Here is an 18869-nt window from a genome sequence, read left to right as displayed (position 1 = left end):
ATGCTGTAAAAAACTCAAACTGGCCCGGAGACAGCTAAGGTGCACTACTCGCTGCTGGCCTCGACAGGCGAGGTGGATGCTAACGTCATCTCCTCGGCTGAGGTATCGAGGGAGCGGATATAATTGATCAAATGCCAGATGTCTTGCGGCTCAAAGACACCCTCGATAACTGGTGCCGCCGGCATCGGGGTGCCAGCGATTCCATTAGCGATTCGTCGATACAAGTCATCGGGTTTCGAACCACCACGGAAGACACCCTCGGCAAAGTTACGGGGACGAATGTTGTGAGGCGTAAGTGCCCCGCGGGCCAACAGGGGAACTAACTGATCCGTGTTCTTTGGATCGAGCCCAACGTTAATGGTCCAATCTTTCGTCCAATCATCGTAGTCCTCGGTCTGGCCATCCCCCTGCCCCGACTTTCCGTGACACTTGGCACAGCCCACCGCTTCGCTGAGGAATAATTCCTGACCACGCTGCACCGAGGCGGTCAGCGTTTCCGCTTCGGGTCCCGCCATCATCGCTTCGAAAGCGACACGATCATCGGGTACCGGAATCTCGCCACGCTCGGCAATCTCAGTGACTTCATCCTCGGCGGCCAGCCAACTGTCAGCAACATCGGCAACCATGTCCTCAATGTAGCCCCAATTTTCCAGGAACAATTCTCGCTGCTCGAGCTTTTGCTGGCGATCCCACAACGCCCGCTGCGCTTCGGTACCAATTCGCTTGGCAATCTTCTCACGCAGTTGTTGTTCGTCGCGCGTCGATAGTGCATCCTCACGCTGCTCGACAAGTTCCGCCAGTTTGTCCTTGTCGGATTGCGGATGCTCGGCTTTCACGAGGTTGCTGAGTTCTTCTGGGAATGCTTCATCGATCTGCTCACTAAAGGCGTCGAGCAATTCGCTTTCCTCGTCGCTGAGTTCCTCAAATTCCTGGTCGACCAAACCGGCCAACTCCGGACGAATCACTCGATCCCCTCCTTGCAAATCCAAGTCGAACATTGCCCCGTCGATCATTTGCCGCTCGACTTCACCTCGCCAAGACAGGTAGATCACGTAATCAACCAACGCCTGCACACCCTCTTCATCCAACCCTGGGATGGGATTCATCGAGGTGCCCCCAATTCCGTGTCGGATCAGCCCGGCCAAATCCTCCCGCGTCGGCTTGGCACCACGCGTGGTGCTCTTGAACTTGAAAACACCCATGCGGTAGTCACGTGGGTAGGGATTCAGCGCGGTTCCGGTAGGCCCACGTCCGTTACCCGTGATGCCATGACAGTTGGCACAATGCTGACGGTAGCTGGCGACCGTTTCCGGGTTGGGATTTTCAATCGTGGGAATCGCCTCCGCTGGAATGGGACCAGCAGCCTGCTGCAACCGCTCGAGACTCACCAGTTCGCTAAAGTCTTGCCCCTCAAGCTCTGGAAGACGAGGCTCATCGGGAGTCCCAAACAACCGCTCCAGAGCCCAGTCGGTATCGCTAACGACCTGATCCATGGGGAGATCTTTGGTCAATTCATACTTGTAAGAATGAACCAGATTGCTCTCGAAGGCGACGGGCATTTCTTGCCGACATCCCAGCGTGACTGCAACACTCCCCACCGCAATGATGGACAAAGCAAGTTTCGACTTGTGGGCTGCTTTCATGGCAATATCCTTAGCATCTCGACTATTGAGTCTCGTCCACAACCACAAAAGGTGGTTATTCGTCTGAAAATGTGTTCAAACGCTCGTTTATTCTAACCGGCAATCGATCGCCCGCCATCACCGCGACATCCTGCCCCAGCCTAAACTGCGCCGGCGAAACAAATTCCTGCGAACCGAATTTACTCCGTCAAATTCTGGCTTTGCCGCAGTCGCGCCAGCGTCTCTTCTCGCCCCAAAATCGCCAACGTCTCAAACATCCCAAAGCCGACCGCTTGCCCCGTCGTGGCGACTCGCAAAGCGTGAATAATTTGTCCAATCTTGATCCCCGCCTGCTCACAGAAGGCATGCAACGCAGTATCCAGCGATTCGGCATCAAACGACTCGACGGTTGGCAAATATTCAGCAAACTGTGCCAACAGCGGCTTGGCATCTGCCGGCTTGAGAATCCTTTTGGAAACCGCCGCAGGATCGTAAGTTAATTCGTCAGCCGAGACGAAACAGAATTTGAAATCAAGAATATCTCCAGCAACTTTGAGACGATCACCGGCAGCTTGGACGAGGGCGGTTAATTTTTCAGCAATCTCGCAGGGGGGTGGATTAGCCACCCAACCAGCCGACTGCAAATAGGGCAACACCATCGCCACTTTCTTTTTCAGATCGTAGCGAGCCAGCCGATCTGCTTGGAAGGAAAGTAGCTTTTGCGGATCAAAGCTGGCCGGGGCTTTGTTGACACGAGCGAGCGAAAAGTGCTCGATCATCTCGGCGACGGTAAACTCCTCGCGGGAACCATCTAAGGACCAACCGAGCAGCAATAAATAATTGAGAATTGCTTCCGGCAAGAAGCCGACTTGGCGATAGAAGTCGACGATCACTGGGTTAAAAGTATCAGGATCGACCGTTTGTCCACAGCGGGCGGCAATCTGTTCGCCGTGGGCCAGCAAGTTGGCGAAGTCCTTGTTCTTTTTGTACTTGTCGAGCTTACGCTTGCTCAACTTGGCTGTCCCCCCCGGCTCGGCCACGTAGGGCAAGTGAGCGAACTGGGGAAGTTCGTAACCGAGCGACTGGGCGATAAAAACCTGCCGCGGTGTGTTGGGCAAATGCTCAGCGGCCCGCACCACGTGGGTAATTTCAAAATCATGATCATCGACAACGCTGGCCAAATGATAGAGACAGCTGCCATCCTGACGTTGGATCACGTGATCTTGCTCGCTGGCCCATTCGACTCGGACTTCGCCACGAATCAAATCGTTAATGACGCACTGGCCCTCGCGAGGCATTTTCAAACGGACCACCGCGGCCCGCCCCTCAGCTTCGAATTTGGCCGCCGCGGCGTCGTCTTCCGCCATCCACTGACGATTGTAAACAAATGTCTCACCCGCCTTCTCGGCCGCTTGACGCATCTCCTGCAGCTCTTCGGCGCGGGCGTAATCGCGGTACGCGTGGCCAGAAGCCAACAACTTTACGGCAGCCGCTCGATAAGCTTCGCCCCGCTGTGACTGAAAATAGGGCTGATGAGGTCCGCCCACCTCGGGGCCCTCATCCCAATCCAATCCCAACCAACGAAACCCCTCCAAGATCGGTTGCAAAGCGGCAGCCACGTTGCGTTGCTGATCGGTGTCGTCGATTCGCAAAATGAATTGACCACCAGCTTGCCGCGCCAGCAACCAATTGAAAAGCGCCGTGCGAACACCACCAATGTGCAAATAACCGGTCGGACTGGGGGCGAAACGAGTGCGAACCATGTGGTTTTTCCGAATAATTGATTCGATTTATTGATACGATTGCCAGACCTGTGTTGTGCCTGGCAAAAGCGAATCCATCAAGCCGCCTTGCCCTGCCGCTTGAGAAGTTTCCGCATTCGCCGGCGTTCCGATTTGTTTAACGATTCCCAATCAATGCCATCGGGATCAAGATCCTCTTCGTCCTCATCTCCGGAGGACTCGTCGTCTCCGACTGACTCGTTGTCAGACGCCTGGGTGCGGGCTGCGGAGCCGGCACCGGCAGCTTGCTGTGGCCGAGATGCGGGTGCGGACTCGCTTCCTGCGGTAGCCGGAACGTTCGCTCGACGACCAGTTTGCTGCTGGACATCTTGCTCCTCTTCCGCGGTCGCATCAGCATCGTCAGCAGCCGCCCGACGCCGCCCCAGCCCAAAACCAAAGCGACGTTTGGCCGGCTGAGCACCAGAGCCCTCATCGGCAGAGTCCTCATCAGCAGTTTCAGCGACTGCTTGCTCAGCTTGCTCGGCGCCGTTCGCAGCAGCATCTTCAACAGCCGCCCGCCGCCGCCCCAGCCCAAAACCAAACCGACGTTTGGCCGGCTGAGCACCAGAGCCCTCATCGGCAGAGTCCTCACCAGCAGTTTCAGCGACTGCTTGCTCGGCGCCGTTCGCAGCAGGATCTTCAACAGCCGCCCGACGCCGCCCCAGCCCAAAACCAAAGCGACGTTTGGCCGGCTGAGCACCAGAGCCCGCGTCGGCAGAGTCCTCATCAGCAGTTTCAGCGACTGCTTGCTCAGCTTGCTCGGCGCCGTTCGCAGCAGCATCGTCAACAGCCGCCCGCCGCCGCCCCAGCCCAAATCGAAAGCGACTCTTGGCAGCACCCGTCTCAAGCTCAGCCTCCGCCTGGCTGCCCTGATCGCTATCCTGTTCGCCGCCCTGCTCCGCAGCGGCATCGTCCGGGGTGCTAACGACCGCCAGCGGCTTGGCGGACTTTTTCGACGTGCCTGCTGCCGCGACCACCGCACTGGTTGCTGGCTCCGTTTTTCGTCGCCGCCGCGTCGCCACCGCCGGTTGCTCGACAAGCTCTGGCTGGCTTTCGCGAGCAGTTCGCTGGGGCAGCCATCCCAGTAACGCAGCCTTGACCGTCTGTTGATGCTCCAAGCGACGGACTTGGCGATATAACATCCGCAAATAAGAAACCACCGCCATCAGCATCATGCCGCGGGCAGCCAGCAGCACAATCGGCAACCAAGTAGCAGCAGCCGCTGGTTCCAAGCGAAAGAAGTTCCAACGCGCGGCGATCGGCAAGGCGAAGAGGCCGAGCGACAACATCAGACAGACAGCTGCCAAACGATCGCGAGCCACTTCGGCGGTCATGCGAATACCAAACGCGGCACCACCAACGACCAACAACAAGCGTACCCAATCGGCCCCGGCCAGCACCTCCCGCTCAGCCAACAGCACGTCGAGCCCTCCGCCCAACCAGCTGACCAAATGGGTTACGCAATCAACGCTGGCCAACAAGCAAACCAAGATCGAGATCCGCCACAAACGATAGTGGCCATGATAGTCGTCGGCCCGATGGCGACGCAGCTGATATACCAACAGCGAAGCGCCGGCCGTAACGGCCAACAACAGAGCGCTCAACCAAGTCCCAAAACTGTCGGGCCGGTCCAGCCTCAATGGCCGAGCCAATGCCGGACGCATCGCCAAGGGGGACCACCAAAAAGCCGCCCAGTGGGCAACCGCCAACATCAATACGACCAACCCCAGAGCACCACTACAAGCCAACATCGTGCGGCGACGTACCGGTACCAACCCATACCAGCGTGCTCGCAACCGCCGATGCACGCGAGAATTGTACCCCGCCGTCTTCGACTTTCCTCCAGCTTGCCGCGAATCACCAGCCTTCTGCCTACCGTGACTCTCGACCGGTTGCTGCGACAGTCGCTGGCTATAAATAACCAAACGGCGGCGATCGTCGAGATGGGGACGGCGGGCAACGGACATGTTTGGCCTAGTTTCGGTCGCGAGATGCTCGGCAAATCAGCACCCGAGAACTCTACACAACCACCACCCGCCAAGCCAACGTCAGTTAGTCTCCGCAACCGCTCGTACCCTAACGGCGTTTCCGCTCAAAGCGAATACGACAACCGATCGGCACCGTCTCGGCAAGTTCAACCGACTTGCTCGCCAACACCGCTTCGACCGCTTGACGAACATGCTGCGTTTTGACTTGCTTGCCATCGGGACTGTCGTCCAAAGCGCCCATGTAGGCAACTTTCCAGTCGCGGCTGAGGACAAAGAATTCGGGCGTCGTGGTGGCACCAAACTGCTTGGCTAATTCTTGGCTGGCATCCCACAGATAGGGAAATGTAAAGCCGGCGCTTTCGGCTCGCTCCCGCATGTCGTCGAGCGAATCGCCTTTGACTTTGTTGACATTAATCGCCACCAATCGCCCACCTCGCTGCCGCAACCAGTTGTCCAACGCCACCAGACGCGGCTGGACATCGACGGCATAGGGACAGGTGTTACAAGTGAAAGCCACCACGGTAACGGCCGAATCAGCAAATTGCTGGGAAGCAACTTCCTCGCCCGCGACGCTCGGTAAAGCTTCCCAGCCGGGTGCCGTATCGCCGATGCTTAAGACTCGATTAAACTCTCCCGCCACCACCCGCCGGCGCGCGACGGCGGAAAAGTCCCATGCAACCAACAGGCCAACCAACAGCCCAAACAGAGCCAAACCTAGCGGAAATCGCCGGCAACTGGATGAGATTGCCTGCACGGCATTTCGAAACGACATCAATCGACTCCGTAATGTTCCACTTGGGACCAATACTCTTCAAAAGCACCATCCAAGTGGAAGTCGGGGCTGTTGTCCAAGTCATGACACTCGAGGCATTTTGTCCGGGCGTCAGCTAACAACAAACGCACCGATTCACGCAGCCGTTGGATTTCTTCCTCGGTATAGTCGCCTCCCTCTTCCGCCTCGGCGTGGGCTCTCCCAGGTCCGTGACAATTCTCACAACCGCTGCCCGTCAGAGCGGGAGAAGCTTCCAGCGACAGATATCCGGTTGTGTAAGGATGAAAGCCTTGCGGGTTCCAACCGGTCACGTGGCAACTCAAACATTCCGGATCAAAGTGGCGGGGAATCTCACTCCGTTCGCCGGGGTGCACAATATCCTCCGTCGCCTCGGCGTGCGGAGTTCCTTGCCAAATCTCATGAGCGGTGGTGTGACATTCGCCACATCGCTCCGTGCCAACGTATTCGTTCCCAGAAGGATGCGGCAACGGCTTCACTTGCAGACCACTTAAGTCCAACGCTCTTAATTGCTCTTGATACGAAGCCATCAAATCCAAGATCGGGCGAGCGTCCTCAAATTGGTCGTCCAAGGCAACGCGAGAGTATTTGATCTCGTTATCAGGAAAAAGTCCGATCAAGCCAATATACATCCCTTTGTCGCCAGTCTTTACCAACCGCGTCTCAGTCCCTTCGATCAGCTCAGCCTCGTAATGGGGTTCACCGTTGGTTTGCGCGGCCACGATCAGATCAAAACCGGGCACCTCACGAGCCACCGTCTCCGCTGCCTCGACGTTGCCAAACAGCAGCAACACGTTCGTCTGACAACCATCCGCTTGCATTTGCGTCAGCGTCTCGGCGACTCGCTCGCGCAGTGGGCTGACAATAATTCCATCATCAATTGCTCCTTTGATCGACTGCGGATCAATCGCCGTGGTGATCCCGATCGATCGTCCGTTAACTTCTTGCTTGTTGTAGAGCGGCACCAAACCTGGCGCCAGCAATTCCACGTTGGCCGTCACGAAGGGGCTAGTCGACTCCCCGTCATCGCCCGCCACGCTCAACAATTCGCTGGCTCCCAGCTTGAGATCATCCGGCCCAAAACCGACCGTGCGATACTGCATTTCACTGAGGCCTTTCACGGCCGTCTGAAATTTAATCGCAGCCTGCCGACCGGTGCGGCGAACTTGATTGCCAGCATCCACGGGCAACACCTCCCAGCCCCGGCTGCGGACTTGCTCCAACAGCGTGTAACGCCGCATCATGCCACCCTTTTGATTCGCCAACCCGGTACAGCCGCACGGTTCAATGTAACCATACTGCTGACCGCTGACCGCCAACACGCAGTCGGGCTCCGACCAATCTTGCCAGCTCTCCGGCTTGCCGGTGTCTTCGATGATCTGGTCGGACAACTCGGACAGCTGCACGCGAGTCGACTGCTTGGGATCGACATTCACATCTGGCGGTTGCAAACCATCGGCGGCGGGAATTTGACCGTCGTCGTTTACGCCACCCGGCATACCGACCGTCAATTCGGCATCCGCCGGTCCATCCGCATCCCCGCTCGGCGCACCTCCGCAACCCGAGAAAAACGCGAGCAGACAAACGCAACCTGCGATGATCTGAATCTTCATGACGATTTTTTGCCTTTCAGCGGATTCAATTTCGTTTCCCCCGCAGCCATTCTTTGCTAACCGATCCGGAATAACACAGTCAGCCGATACGGGGCAACTTCAGAATTATCCGATTCGATCGTGATGATCCCAAAATCATCGTCACTCCGTCCGCTCCGTTGGATCTCGGGCGAATCGGCTTTCGTCCGCACAGTCAACGGATACAACATCATCGAGCCACGCTCGGCAGGCTCTCCCAATTCGGCCTCCAGCGATCCCGCCGGGGCGATCTGGGCTAACCGCAATTTGGCCTCTTTCCGCAGCGGGCCGCGAAAAGCCACGTAGACTTGCTGTTCACTGACTTGGCCAACCGCCACCCGATCCAAACTGAGCCGGGCCACCCCCGCGTCGTTGACATACAGTCGCTTGCCCCCCATTACGCTGAGATCGCCGACCACTTCGCCCATGAGAGGCAAATCGAGCGGCGGGTGATCATCCTTCAGCTCCTCATCATCGTCACCCGTAATTGCCAACTCCTCGTCGCCCGCGACCATCGCGACGCTGTCGAGCGGTTGGTAACGGACTCGCATCGTCTCGGCTAAAGGCCCTTGTGGCAGGGGAGCTCGCACGACGGCGGTGACATCAAACGCTTCGATCGCCTCGGTGTGACCAACGTCTTGCCCAGGGTCCACCTCACGGCGCTCCCACACGATCTGACTTTGGTTGCCAAAGCGTTCATCCAGCCATTCAGCCGAAATCAACTCGATGGGACGATCGGAGTGATTAAATAGAGTCGTTTTCACCGTTAGATCGACGGTACCGGAAATCTCCGCCAAACTCCAAGAGGTCGGTTCAGCGGCGACCAGTTCAACCACATCCCCCTGCACGACCAAGACGACTTCGTGCTGCGTGGGATCGTTTGTTTTGATGGTGGCTGATTGGCTGAAGGTCCGTGAGTTGGTTTTCGCCGACCACTCCAATTTGACGACCGTCGACTCACCCGGTTGCAACACACTTTCGTCGAGCGAACCAACGGTGCATTTACAAGTCGAGCCGACCACCTCCAAACGCAGCGGGCCGGTGCCCACGTTCTTGACCTCGAAATCGTGGCTGGAACTGGCATTCCGCAACATGACGCCAAAATCGTGCTCATTGCCATCCACCACCTCGGCCCGCGGCTTGCCCGCTTGCTCGGAGACCGAAAACAGTTCCTTGAGCTCGGTCGCCGCATCACTTTGAGGATCACCGAAGGGTCCAAACCGATTTTCGGGCTCGGCATATTGGCGGTTCGCAACCCCTTTACCGATGGATACACCACCGACCACGGCCAATAACACGCAAATTGCCAGTACGATCTTCACGCCTGAACCCCTTGTTTAATGGTACCACTCGATCCTGGCGCTTGTACGCCGCCAACTCCCCAACGGTTCGTCATCGGCCGGGCACCTGCCACGCAGCACGTGCCGACAACCGCCGCGGTCCGGTTCGCATCACCGCTTCGCCAATCGTTTCCACGGCCAGCACTTGCACAAGCCCCAAATCACGCTCGGCGTGTCCTCCGGCTTGCGATAGCTCCTCGGCCCGCAGCCAATCCTCGGCGGCTCGCTGCGGCTGTCCCAATTCGCGCAGCACCAGAGCTCGCTGAGCAACATGCTGCTCTTCGCTGCCCGATAACTCAATCGCCCGCGTCAACGCCTCAGCTGCGCGCTCCAAATCTTCCCCGATACCAAACCGCTGATACATGCTCAAATGTTGATCGGCCAGTTGGGCAGCTAATTGGGGCGAGCTGGGATTGCGTCGCTGTGCCGCTCGCAGCGACTCCAGCCAAGTCGCTCGCGTGGATGTCGTGCCGGCTCGCATCGCCAACCACATCTCCACTTCAGCCAACCGCACGGCCGGAACAGGATCCCAAGCGTCCGCCAAACTGGCTGCCGAAAACCCACCCCGCGCCTCGGCAAAGCGACCGGTCAGATAAGCGGCTTGCCCGACCTGCATCGCGTCCCGACTGGAACTGACCGGCCACCAAGCAGTCACCAGCCAGGCGACCAACAGCACCGCAGCGATAAACCCACGCGTCATGCCGGCTGCCGAAAAAACACCAAACTTAACGGGTCCAAACTTAACAGGCCCAGCCTGGCTGAAGTCGCTCCGCTGCGGATCGGCAAGCGCCTGCGGTTTCGCTGTCGCCAAACCAGCCAGCACGATCCAGGGAAGCGCCAAACCAGGTACGGTCCAACCACCAGTGGCCAACCAATGCACGCCCATCGCCACCGCTCCCGACAAGGCGATGCGCCCGGCGACCGCCCCCCTCCCCAACGCTGGCGGCAGCTCCGGCTTTCGCCACATCAGCAATAAAGCGACGACACCCACCAATCCCAACATGACCGGATCAAAAGCCAACTCCTGGCGAGCAATCCAGTGCTGCAAAACGAACAGAAAACCGACTCCAGCTCCCACCGCCACGCTGCCCCCAAGTCCCCGCTCTATACTGACCGGCTCACTACTCGCTGATCTTGGCCGCGACCACCGCGGCGCAGCAGTCGCCACCACAATCCCACTCACGATCGCCGCGCACCACAGCACCAACCCCGGCCAGCCGCCACTGGCCAATGTCTCCATAAACCAGTTGTGCGGATCGGCAATCGCTTCACTGGCATCATCCAGCCGGTAGTTCAAATAACGATCCTGAAAATTCCCCGGGCCAGCACCCAGCCAAGGGTGATCAGCGGACATCGCCAAGGTCGCGTGCCAATACTGAAATCGAAACGCCAGTGAACGGGGCAAGCTGTTCCATATCGCGGGCTGACGAGCGATCACAATGACCACCATCACGGCGGCGGCCAAACCTGACAAGAAGACAACGCGCGCCGCCAGCCTTGCCTTTTTGCCGACGGCCGATCCAGCCGCCGCGGCGACCGACCAAATCACGTAACCCACGCAAAACAGCCCCACCACGGCAGCCAGCAGACCGCTGCGACTGGATGTCCACCACAACGCCCAACCACATCCGGCCATCACCAATAACCCGCTCAACAATCGGGCCCAACGCGTCCCTGGGGAACCAACCAGCCCCACGTCCTCGCCCGCTCCCCTGCCCCGCAAAAAAAGCCTATCCTGCAAAAAGAATTCACGAGTCACAAACCCGGCTGCCAACACCACGCCCAGCAGTAGATAACCAGCCAGCGAATTGGCCAGCGCGAAGGTGCCGGTCGGCGCGGCCGATTCCAACCTCGCACGAAACAACTCCCACTCCGGTGAACCCTCCGGCGCGTAGATCCCAGCGGCGGCCAACACGCGATCTGGCTCTTGAGCAAACAACTGCTGGTCGGCCGGTAAGCTAATCAAGTGCTGATGGGCACCGTATATCGCTTGCCCAGCAGCCAAGGCGAACATTAGCACCAACAAACGTTCCGCCAGCGCCGCTCGCCCACCGATCACCCGCACGGCTGTGAACACCATCGCCCCGGTGACCCACCACCAAGTCTCATTGACAGCACTCCTCAAATTACCCTCCCCGCTCACCGCCACCGCGCTGATCACGATCCAACCCACCAGCGCCCAAACCAACCAATCAAGTTCCCACCACGACTGCTTGCCAGGCAGCTCGGGCTTGTTAGACAGCCCAGCCACCAACGACCACAAAAACAGCCCCAGCGGAAACAACAACAAACCGGCTCCCCGCTCCAACTCGGCGGCATCAGCCGGCAATAGCGTGGCCACGACCAACAGGCAGGCCAAGAGGGCCAACACCAGCCACGACAACCAACCGGCGGGCGAACCGAAATCAGCCGCAACGGACGCATCGCCCCCCCGCAGCACGGCGGCAACAGGTTGTTGTCTTGTTGTTGGCTGGCGTTTTGTTGCTGGCCGGTTACTTGCTGGCCGATTACTTGCTGGCCGGTTATTTGCTGGCCGGTTATTTGCTGGCCGGTTATTTGCCACGACGCTGCCACCCCGTCCGCTCGAGAATGTTGATCAGCGCCAGCATGCAGAGCACGATTCCAATCACTAGTCCGGCCGACCAAGCGTCAACCCGACCCAAGATCAAGGCGGCTAAACCACAGACGAACGTCACGAGATAGATCGTCAACACGGCCCGCGGTTTACTCAGCCCAAGATCGACCAAGCGATGTGAAAAATGGCTTTTGTCACCTTCAAAAGGGCTGCGCCCTTCCCGCCATCGAATCCACAACACGGTGCTCATATCATACAGCGGCACGGCCATCGCACAGAGCGGCGCCAAGACGGCGTGTGGACGCGACTGCTGATATCCCGCATAAGTCGCCAGCAAAGTTGCCACGGCAATCATAAATCCAACGAAGTAACTGCCGGCATCGCCCATAAAAATCTTCGCGGGGGGCCGGTTGTGCCACAAAAAACCAGCTAGCGACCCCGACACGACAAATAGGCTAGCAGCCACAAATAGCTGAGCTTGTCCCGTCCCCGGATCGGGTGTAAGCAACATCACACCTCCCAACACGCCGCTGATGATCGCAGCCACTCCGCCACTCAACCCGTCCATGTTATCAAGCATGTTGAAAGCGTTGATCATGGCTACAATCCACAACACCGACAACACGCTGGTCAGCCAAGGGACTGGGATAAACGCGGTCAAACCATATCCCAACACAAACACGGTGAATCCCGCTGCCAAGAACTGACAACCCAAACGCGTCTGCCACCGCAAACCGCGGAGATCATCGATCAAACCCAGCACGGCCAGCAAACTGGCGGCGGCTAACAGCAACCACAACTCATCAACCCGCGACCACATTCCGGGCAAGTGGGGCAAAATCGAAGCGGGCAACCAACCAGCCACGACGCTGCTCTGCCGCGCCAACGCCACGACCAGCGTCCCCACGGCAAACACCAAGATCACTCCCAACCAAATCCCAATGCCGCCACCCAAAGGCGTCGGTACCGTGTGCACCTTGCGATGTCCCGGCTTGTCCATCAAACCAATCGCTGACGCCTTGGCTCGGACCCCATACAGGACCGCCCAAGCAATCAGGCCAGCTGGAATGGCCGTCAGCATGACGACGATCTCCGCTCCAATTCGCTCCACGTTTTCCCCGCACCTTCCCCGCTAACGACGAAACCCATCGATAGCAATTAAATGATCTCGCAATCGCCTCCGAGCCTGCTCAGCAAACTGTTTGACATCATCCCCTCGATAATCGCGATAAGTCCAAGGGTTATCGACCCAGCCGCTGCGCCGCCGACGCAGGGTCACTTCCGCGAAAATCCCATCCCTCAAGTAGATGCGATGATCACGATCCTTAACAGTCGCCAACACTAATTTACTCTGACTGATGTAGCCTGGGTCCAAATTCAGCGGCCGGGCCGCAGACCACGCACCGGCCGCCGCACATTGCCGCTCTATGCGATTCGTCGCCAACTTCCAATCCGCCAACTCGGCCGGATCCCGCGGCTCTCTTGCCGCAATCATCAATTTGCCGATCCGCTCGCCCATCTCGCCACAATAGTAGTCCTCCGCTTCAAAAGGTACCGCAGCCTCTTCCGCTTGCAACGCGCCCCACAACCCGCCCAACTGCTGACGAACCCACGAACGCAGCTCGGGATGCCGAGAAATCACCGCACAGAAAGCGATCACCGGCTCCACTCGTTTCACCTGTCCCACGTTGCATCCAGTCCAAAATTTGGGAAAACAGTCCGACTGCCAATCACTTTCCACACCACACACACAAATCAACACCGAGATCAACATGACTCGCAATTGGATTTCCGCTCGCACCGCAGCCTTCCAAAGCAGCGGTATCCGCCGCGTGTTCGACCTAGCCGCCAAGCTGACCAACCCCATTAATCTCTCCATTGGTCAACCCGATTTTGATGTCCCGGCGGAAGTTCGCCAAGCTTGCTGCGACGCAATTAACAGCGGCCGCAACAGTTACTCGCAAACCCAGGGAATTGGCCCCCTCCGCCAACGCTTGCAAGCCGATATCGACCAACGCTTTTCACACCCTGACCGCCAAGTTTTCGTCTGCAGCGGTACCAGCGGCGGATTAGTGCTGGCCATGTTGGCGATGATCGATCCCGGGGACGAAGTTATTTTTTTCGACCCCTACTTCGTCATGTACCCCTCGCTGATCAGCCTCGCCGGCGGCATCCCCGTACCAATCAACACCTACCCCGATTTTAAACTTGATCTCGATCGCGTCGCAGCGGCAATCACCCCCCGCACCAAAATGATTCTGCTTAACAGCCCCGCCAATCCCACAGGTGTCGTCAATTCCAACGCCGAACTGCAAGCGGTCGCCGAACTGGCCGCCAAACACGATATCGCGCTCGTCTCTGACGAAATTTACAGCCAATTTCAATACGACGAACCGTTCGTGTCACCAGCGCAATTCAATGAACACACGATCGTAATCGACGGCTTCTCGAAAAGCCACGCAATGACTGGCTGGCGAGTCGGTTTCGTGCACGGTCCAAAGGAGATCATCGAAGCGATGACAAAACTGCAACAATACACCTTCGTCTGCGCGCCTCAACCGGCCCAGTGGGCAGGGCTGCATGCACTCGATGTCGACCTCTCTCACTTTCGTGACCAATACAAACAAAAAAGGGACAAAGTCGTCGCCGCTCTGCAACCCCATTACGAACTGGTGATCCCCGGTGGCGCTTTCTATATCTTCCCCAAAGTTCCTCAAATTGCCGGCCAAACAGTGACCGGTACCAGTTTCGTCGAACGGGCCATCGAACGCGAATTACTGGTCATCCCGGGAGGCATCTTCAGCGAACAAGATACGCACTTCCGCATCAGTTACGCCGCCTCCGACGAAACGCTCGAGCGGGGCATCGATGTCCTCCTCGACATGGTCAAAAATCCATAAAAAACCTCACAAGAAATTCCCAGCGGCCCTACGGGATCGCGCCGGCTCAACGCCATGCAGGATGCCTTAGTAAGGCAATCGCACTATATCTACAAATCAGGGACAAACATCGCTGTATACAAAATAGGCGACACGATCGACGTTCGGGATGTTGTCAAAGATTGGTGGCTCGCCGTTTCTGATATATTTCAGTAAACAATTCGTTCGATCGTAATCAGCTAATACCTGACGGATTGCTCCGATAAAGTGAAAGCTTGACGCTGGCACGCTCGGTCGCATAAAGTAAGGCAGTTTTCGCTTCCGCCGTGGCGCATTTGATTGAGCCATTGTTATGACGGATCACCCGCTGAAACAGCCCAACAGCTTCCCAAGCAACATAAAATGCAGATGAAAAAATACAAACTCGAATCGCTAATCTATTACACGAAGCTGTTCGCCGACAAAGAACATATCATGACGGCTTCTTCCAAAGATATTCAGGATAAGCTCGATTGGTACGGCCGGGAAGGCTGGCGGCTTGTCTCAACCGATGCGACAGACTTTGGCTTGGCGGTCTATATCTATCTCTACTTTGAAAAAGACGCGTAGTCGTACGCGTCTGGTGTTGCCGAATCGAACGTGCGCCGCGCCGTCGCTTAATCGCTAGAGTTTGTTCCCGGTACGAAAACCGCGGCTAGCGACTCGCGGCTCACAAATGTGACTTCAAGCGAGTAAGCATCTCGATATATGCGTTCCGGCTGATTCCGTTTTGCTTAATGACTTATGGGGAGGTGCTTAGCTCGCCGCCATCGCGAGTGATCATTATCCGCAGTCGATCCAGCTGAAATTTTTCCAGCGACTCCACCGAACCGTCGGCCAGCAAGTACAGCAGCGGATGGTCGGCGAAGAAACTCACTTTGCCGTCATCCCCGCTGAGGTCTTCCGGTTTCGTCCAAGGTACCGTGTCTCTCGCCTCAAAAAGTAGCAGCGTGTTAGCAGTACCGTCGGTAAACTCATGCATGCCATGACCTCCGGCCGTCCCGAGTGCCGTGTGTTCGCCGGCAAAGCCCACGATGTTCGATTCTCCCAGCTTCTGATCGTCGCTCGCAAACGGGCTGCGATATATCTCAGGCATCTTATCAAGCAACTTAAGATTTGCTTCGCTGTCCCAAGGTTCATCAAAACGATAAGCTTCGAATAATTCGTTTTGCTCGATAAATGGCAGGATGGCCACCCGCCAACTAAACGGATACGTCTTCTTGCCTGCGCCAAGCGACAAGCCACCCTCGCGAGAATTTACTGTACCGGGAAACTTCTGATACACATCATGAAAGTTATGAAAGGCAATGCCAATCTGCCGGAGATTCTCTTTGGCCCGACCGAGCTTCGAGACACCGTCTTGCTCTGGAACTGCCTTACCCAGCTTCCACGCAGAATACGTCTCAAGGGCTTTCAGAATCGTCGCATTAGCCGGTTCTTCGAGCCACATGGATCGCTCACTCTTTTCGATTGGCAACGCCACGCGTTCTAACTTCATGAGCAGATCGTTCGGAGAATTCTCCATCGATGCGAACTGCGTGGGGACCTCGTCTCCGTGCTCGTTTATACAGAGAGTTAGCTGGTTCTGTGAATAAAAAGCATAAATACCAACCACTTCTGTTGCGCTGATCGTTGACTGAATGATTATTTGAGGGTGATCACCCTTTGCCGGATTTGACGTGAGCGGGCGAATAAGAAAGCGCCCGACATCTTCCAATTTATTGTCGCGAAAGATTGCCATCTGGCCGTTATGGAACACTGCTGCTGGAGACTGCAACGGACTCACGGAATGAACCGAACCACCATCGATGACGTCGAGGACTCGCCACACCCCATCGAACAACTGCTCGACACGTGAAATCGACTCACCCTGCAATGGCAGACTCGCAGCCTGATCACCTTCACTCGCGGGCACGATTGACGGCAGCTGATTTACTAGGCCGCCATGCAACCACTGTTGCAACTGCCGCACTTCGGCGTGTTCAAACGTGCCGGAAAACGCGACCTTTTCGCCCATCTCCGTATTGATGTACGGGGCAACCCGGATTTGAGCATTCACGATAATGGCCAATTGGTTGCGGATATTTCGGCCCGTTAGCTGCCTGAATTTTGCTCCAAGTTCCGCATCAAACTCCGCGATGAGGTCGATTTCGCCTTTGCCCTTTTCAGCAGCCTGCGTACTCACAACATGCCCTTGGATTTCAGGCCAGATAATCGCCATCTCGTTGCTCACAAGGGCAAATGACTTGCCTGCGTTCTTGACCTTAATGGGAGCTGACAGGTCATCGGACAATTCCATCCATGTTCCATGGTCGGTTTTGACGGGTGTTTCACCGTTTGATGCATGTAGCTGGCTTGTCGCTTCGGCCAATCCAACATCACTGATTGCGGGCGAACGTCCGATCGATGCGGGATTCACGAGGATCCCGAATGCCAAGGGCGTCGACGTTGCAAGATTTCGATCAGTCGCTTGGCCCGGGACCGAATCGCTACCTAATTGATCCACTGGCTTAGCTTGCGGAGGTACGGCAGCGGAGGAGGATCCTTCTTTAATTTCGACGCGGCTTCCCTCGGCCAATTCAAGCACCGACTTGGTTCCATCGGGATTGGTAATCACGATAATGATAGACAAAAACATGCCGAATAGCACACCGAATAACCCCGCGGCGACAGCCACGAACGTTGGAACTTTTCGGCGCATCCAAGATTGCTTGACTGGCTTGGCAGAGGAAGTACCGGGGGCATCCAGGGAGAATCTCGGCTCAAGGCTGGCTGCCTGCAAGCTCAGCTCGACCAAATCGTGCCCCTCGCAAAACGGCAGCAGCGCGTCGACAACTTGCCAGGGCGTCTGCGGGCGATCGCAGGGCTCCTTGGCCAACATCGAATCGATCAAGTGAACTAAGCCACGCGGCGCATCGGGCAAGCGTTCCTTGAGACTGGGAGGGGTCTTTGAGACATGGGCCGTCATCTTCGCGAAGGCCGTTGTGTGTTGTTCGTCAGCGAACGGAGCGCGCCCCGTTAGCAACTTAAATAATGTGCATCCTAGCGCGTAAATGTCGGCGCGGATGTCGACAGTCTTCGAATCCGTTACTTGTTCAGGGGCCACGTAGTCGGCAGAACCCATTGCTTGCCCCGTGCCGGTAATTTCTGCATCGGCGACTTCGACACCTTGGTGTTCTCCGTATTGCAACCGAGCAAGCCCCAAGTCCAATAGTTTGACTTCTCCGCTGGCACTCAACATCACATTCGAGGGTTTAATGTCACGGTGCACAAAACCTTGCTGATGCGTGTAAGAAAGCGCGACGGCAATCTGTCGAACAATCTCACAAGCATTTGACAAAGAAAGCGTGCCGGTACGCTGCAGGAGTTGCCCAAGATCCATCCCCGAGACAAGCTCCGTCACCAACACGGCGGTCCCGTTGACTTCGCGAGCATCATGCGCGGTAACGATATTGGGATGACTCAGTCGCCCCACGGCCCGCATTTCGGATTCAAAGCGATCCCGCATGCGAGCATCGGCCAAGCGATGGCTGGCCAGCACCTTCAACGCAACTTCACGTCCCAACTTGGTGTGCCTCGCCAGGTAAACGCTGCCCATCCCCCCGCGTCCAATCGGCCGCACAATTTCGTACTCACCAATCGCGCTCGGCAGCTGTGGAATCTCGGCAGTCACGTCGGTTTGGCCAACGGAAGCCAGTGCCCCCAAAGCCTTGGTCACTGCCAATTGACAGTCCGGCTCGCGGCTAAATTCCGAGTCCTGATCCGGACTCCGCAAACTGGCAATCAGTGAATCGCCCGAATCTTCCACAGTATCCAGCTCAACTCTGCACGCGTCACAAGTGGAAATATGCCGGAACAAGTCGTCGCTGTCATCGCTGGACAATTGCCCCAGCGTCAGCGCCTTTAGGTCTTTGGAAGTCGGACATTCAATTGCGGTCATCATTGCGTTCCCCTTTACCAACTGGTTGGATATGTAATCTTAAGCACCCCGTTACAAGTAAGAACGCAGGGGTCTGACATCATTTTTTTTCAAAGTCGCCGCTCAGGAACGATCGGTAAATCGATGTGAGCTATCGCTTCGCGAAAGCAGCGTATTCTCGGACTTTTCGCATGGCAAACGGCGATTCTAACACCGCTAGTCGCCAAGCTTGATTTGTACCCTTTCAACGCAAATCGATTGAGACGCCAGCTTACCTTAAGTATGCTTGTGACAAATCATTTTCA

Annotated in this window: 12 protein-coding genes; 2 read left to right on the top strand and 10 right to left on the bottom strand. The window is 56.9% G+C overall.

Annotated features, from left to right (window positions below):
• Positions 1 to 44: 44 nt before the first annotated feature.
• From SH139x_RS02630 to SH139x_RS02590, 9 genes are all read right to left on the bottom strand, one after another.
• Positions 45 to 1643, bottom strand: coding sequence for a cytochrome c (locus SH139x_RS02630; protein ID WP_488353736.1), 1599 nt, complete (start codon positions 1641 to 1643; stop codon positions 45 to 47).
• A gap of 179 nt (positions 1644 to 1822) precedes the next feature.
• Positions 1823 to 3385, bottom strand: a complete 1563-nt coding sequence (gene gltX, locus SH139x_RS02625; RefSeq protein WP_488353735.1) for a glutamate--tRNA ligase — start codon at positions 3383 to 3385, stop codon at positions 1823 to 1825.
• 77 nt (positions 3386 to 3462) lie between these two features.
• Positions 3463 to 5370, bottom strand: coding sequence for a hypothetical protein (locus SH139x_RS02620; RefSeq protein ID WP_488353734.1), 1908 nt, complete (start codon positions 5368 to 5370; stop codon positions 3463 to 3465).
• Positions 5371 to 5479: 109 nt separating this feature from the next.
• Positions 5480 to 6163, bottom strand: coding sequence for a thioredoxin family protein (locus SH139x_RS02615; RefSeq protein ID WP_488353733.1), 684 nt, complete (start codon positions 6161 to 6163; stop codon positions 5480 to 5482).
• A complete protein-coding gene (locus SH139x_RS02610) occupies positions 6163 to 7794 on the bottom strand; it encodes a multiheme c-type cytochrome (RefSeq protein ID WP_488353732.1) in 1632 nt (543 codons plus the stop codon). The genes SH139x_RS02615 and SH139x_RS02610 overlap by 1 nt, the downstream gene beginning before the upstream one ends.
• Positions 7795 to 7850: 56 nt before the next feature.
• Entirely contained in the window at positions 7851 to 9134 is a 1284-nt protein-coding gene (locus SH139x_RS02605; protein WP_488353731.1) for a DUF1573 domain-containing protein, read from the bottom strand.
• Positions 9135 to 9204: 70 nt separating this feature from the next.
• Positions 9205 to 11592 (bottom strand): O-antigen ligase family protein, encoded by a 2388-nt coding sequence (locus tag SH139x_RS02600; RefSeq protein ID WP_488353730.1) that lies wholly within the window; start codon positions 11590 to 11592, stop codon positions 9205 to 9207.
• Positions 11593 to 11704: 112 nt separating this feature from the next.
• Positions 11705 to 12808, bottom strand: coding sequence for an MraY family glycosyltransferase (locus SH139x_RS02595; RefSeq protein WP_488353729.1), 1104 nt, complete (start codon positions 12806 to 12808; stop codon positions 11705 to 11707).
• Positions 12809 to 12859: 51 nt separating this feature from the next.
• On the bottom strand, positions 12860 to 13528 hold the full coding sequence (locus SH139x_RS02590) for a DUF4416 family protein (protein ID WP_488353728.1): 669 nt from the start codon (positions 13526 to 13528) through the stop codon (positions 12860 to 12862).
• On the opposite strand from SH139x_RS02590, the gene SH139x_RS02585 reads away from it, so the two are divergent.
• A complete protein-coding gene (locus SH139x_RS02585) occupies positions 13500 to 14627 on the top strand; it encodes a pyridoxal phosphate-dependent aminotransferase (protein ID WP_488353727.1) in 1128 nt (375 codons plus the stop codon). The two genes, SH139x_RS02590 and SH139x_RS02585, sit on opposite strands and share 29 nt — an antisense overlap.
• A 387-nt stretch (positions 14628 to 15014) precedes the next feature.
• Positions 15015 to 15215, top strand: a complete 201-nt coding sequence (locus SH139x_RS02580) for a DUF4177 domain-containing protein (RefSeq protein WP_488353726.1) — start codon at positions 15015 to 15017, stop codon at positions 15213 to 15215.
• A gap of 172 nt (positions 15216 to 15387) precedes the next feature.
• On the opposite strand, the gene SH139x_RS02575 is transcribed toward SH139x_RS02580, so the two are convergent.
• Positions 15388 to 18588 carry a protein kinase domain-containing protein gene (locus SH139x_RS02575; protein WP_488353725.1) on the bottom strand — a complete coding sequence of 1067 codons (3201 nt, stop codon included), beginning with the start codon at positions 18586 to 18588 and terminating at the stop codon, positions 15388 to 15390.
• Positions 18589 to 18869 lie beyond the last annotated feature (281 nt).

This window comes from Kothea flammea (assembly GCF_052161645.1).
GTDB lineage: Bacteria > Planctomycetota > Planctomycetia > Pirellulales > Pirellulaceae > Laterigemmans.
Note: the sequence above shows the minus strand (reverse complement) of the source record. Positions and strands in the feature narration are given on the sequence as shown.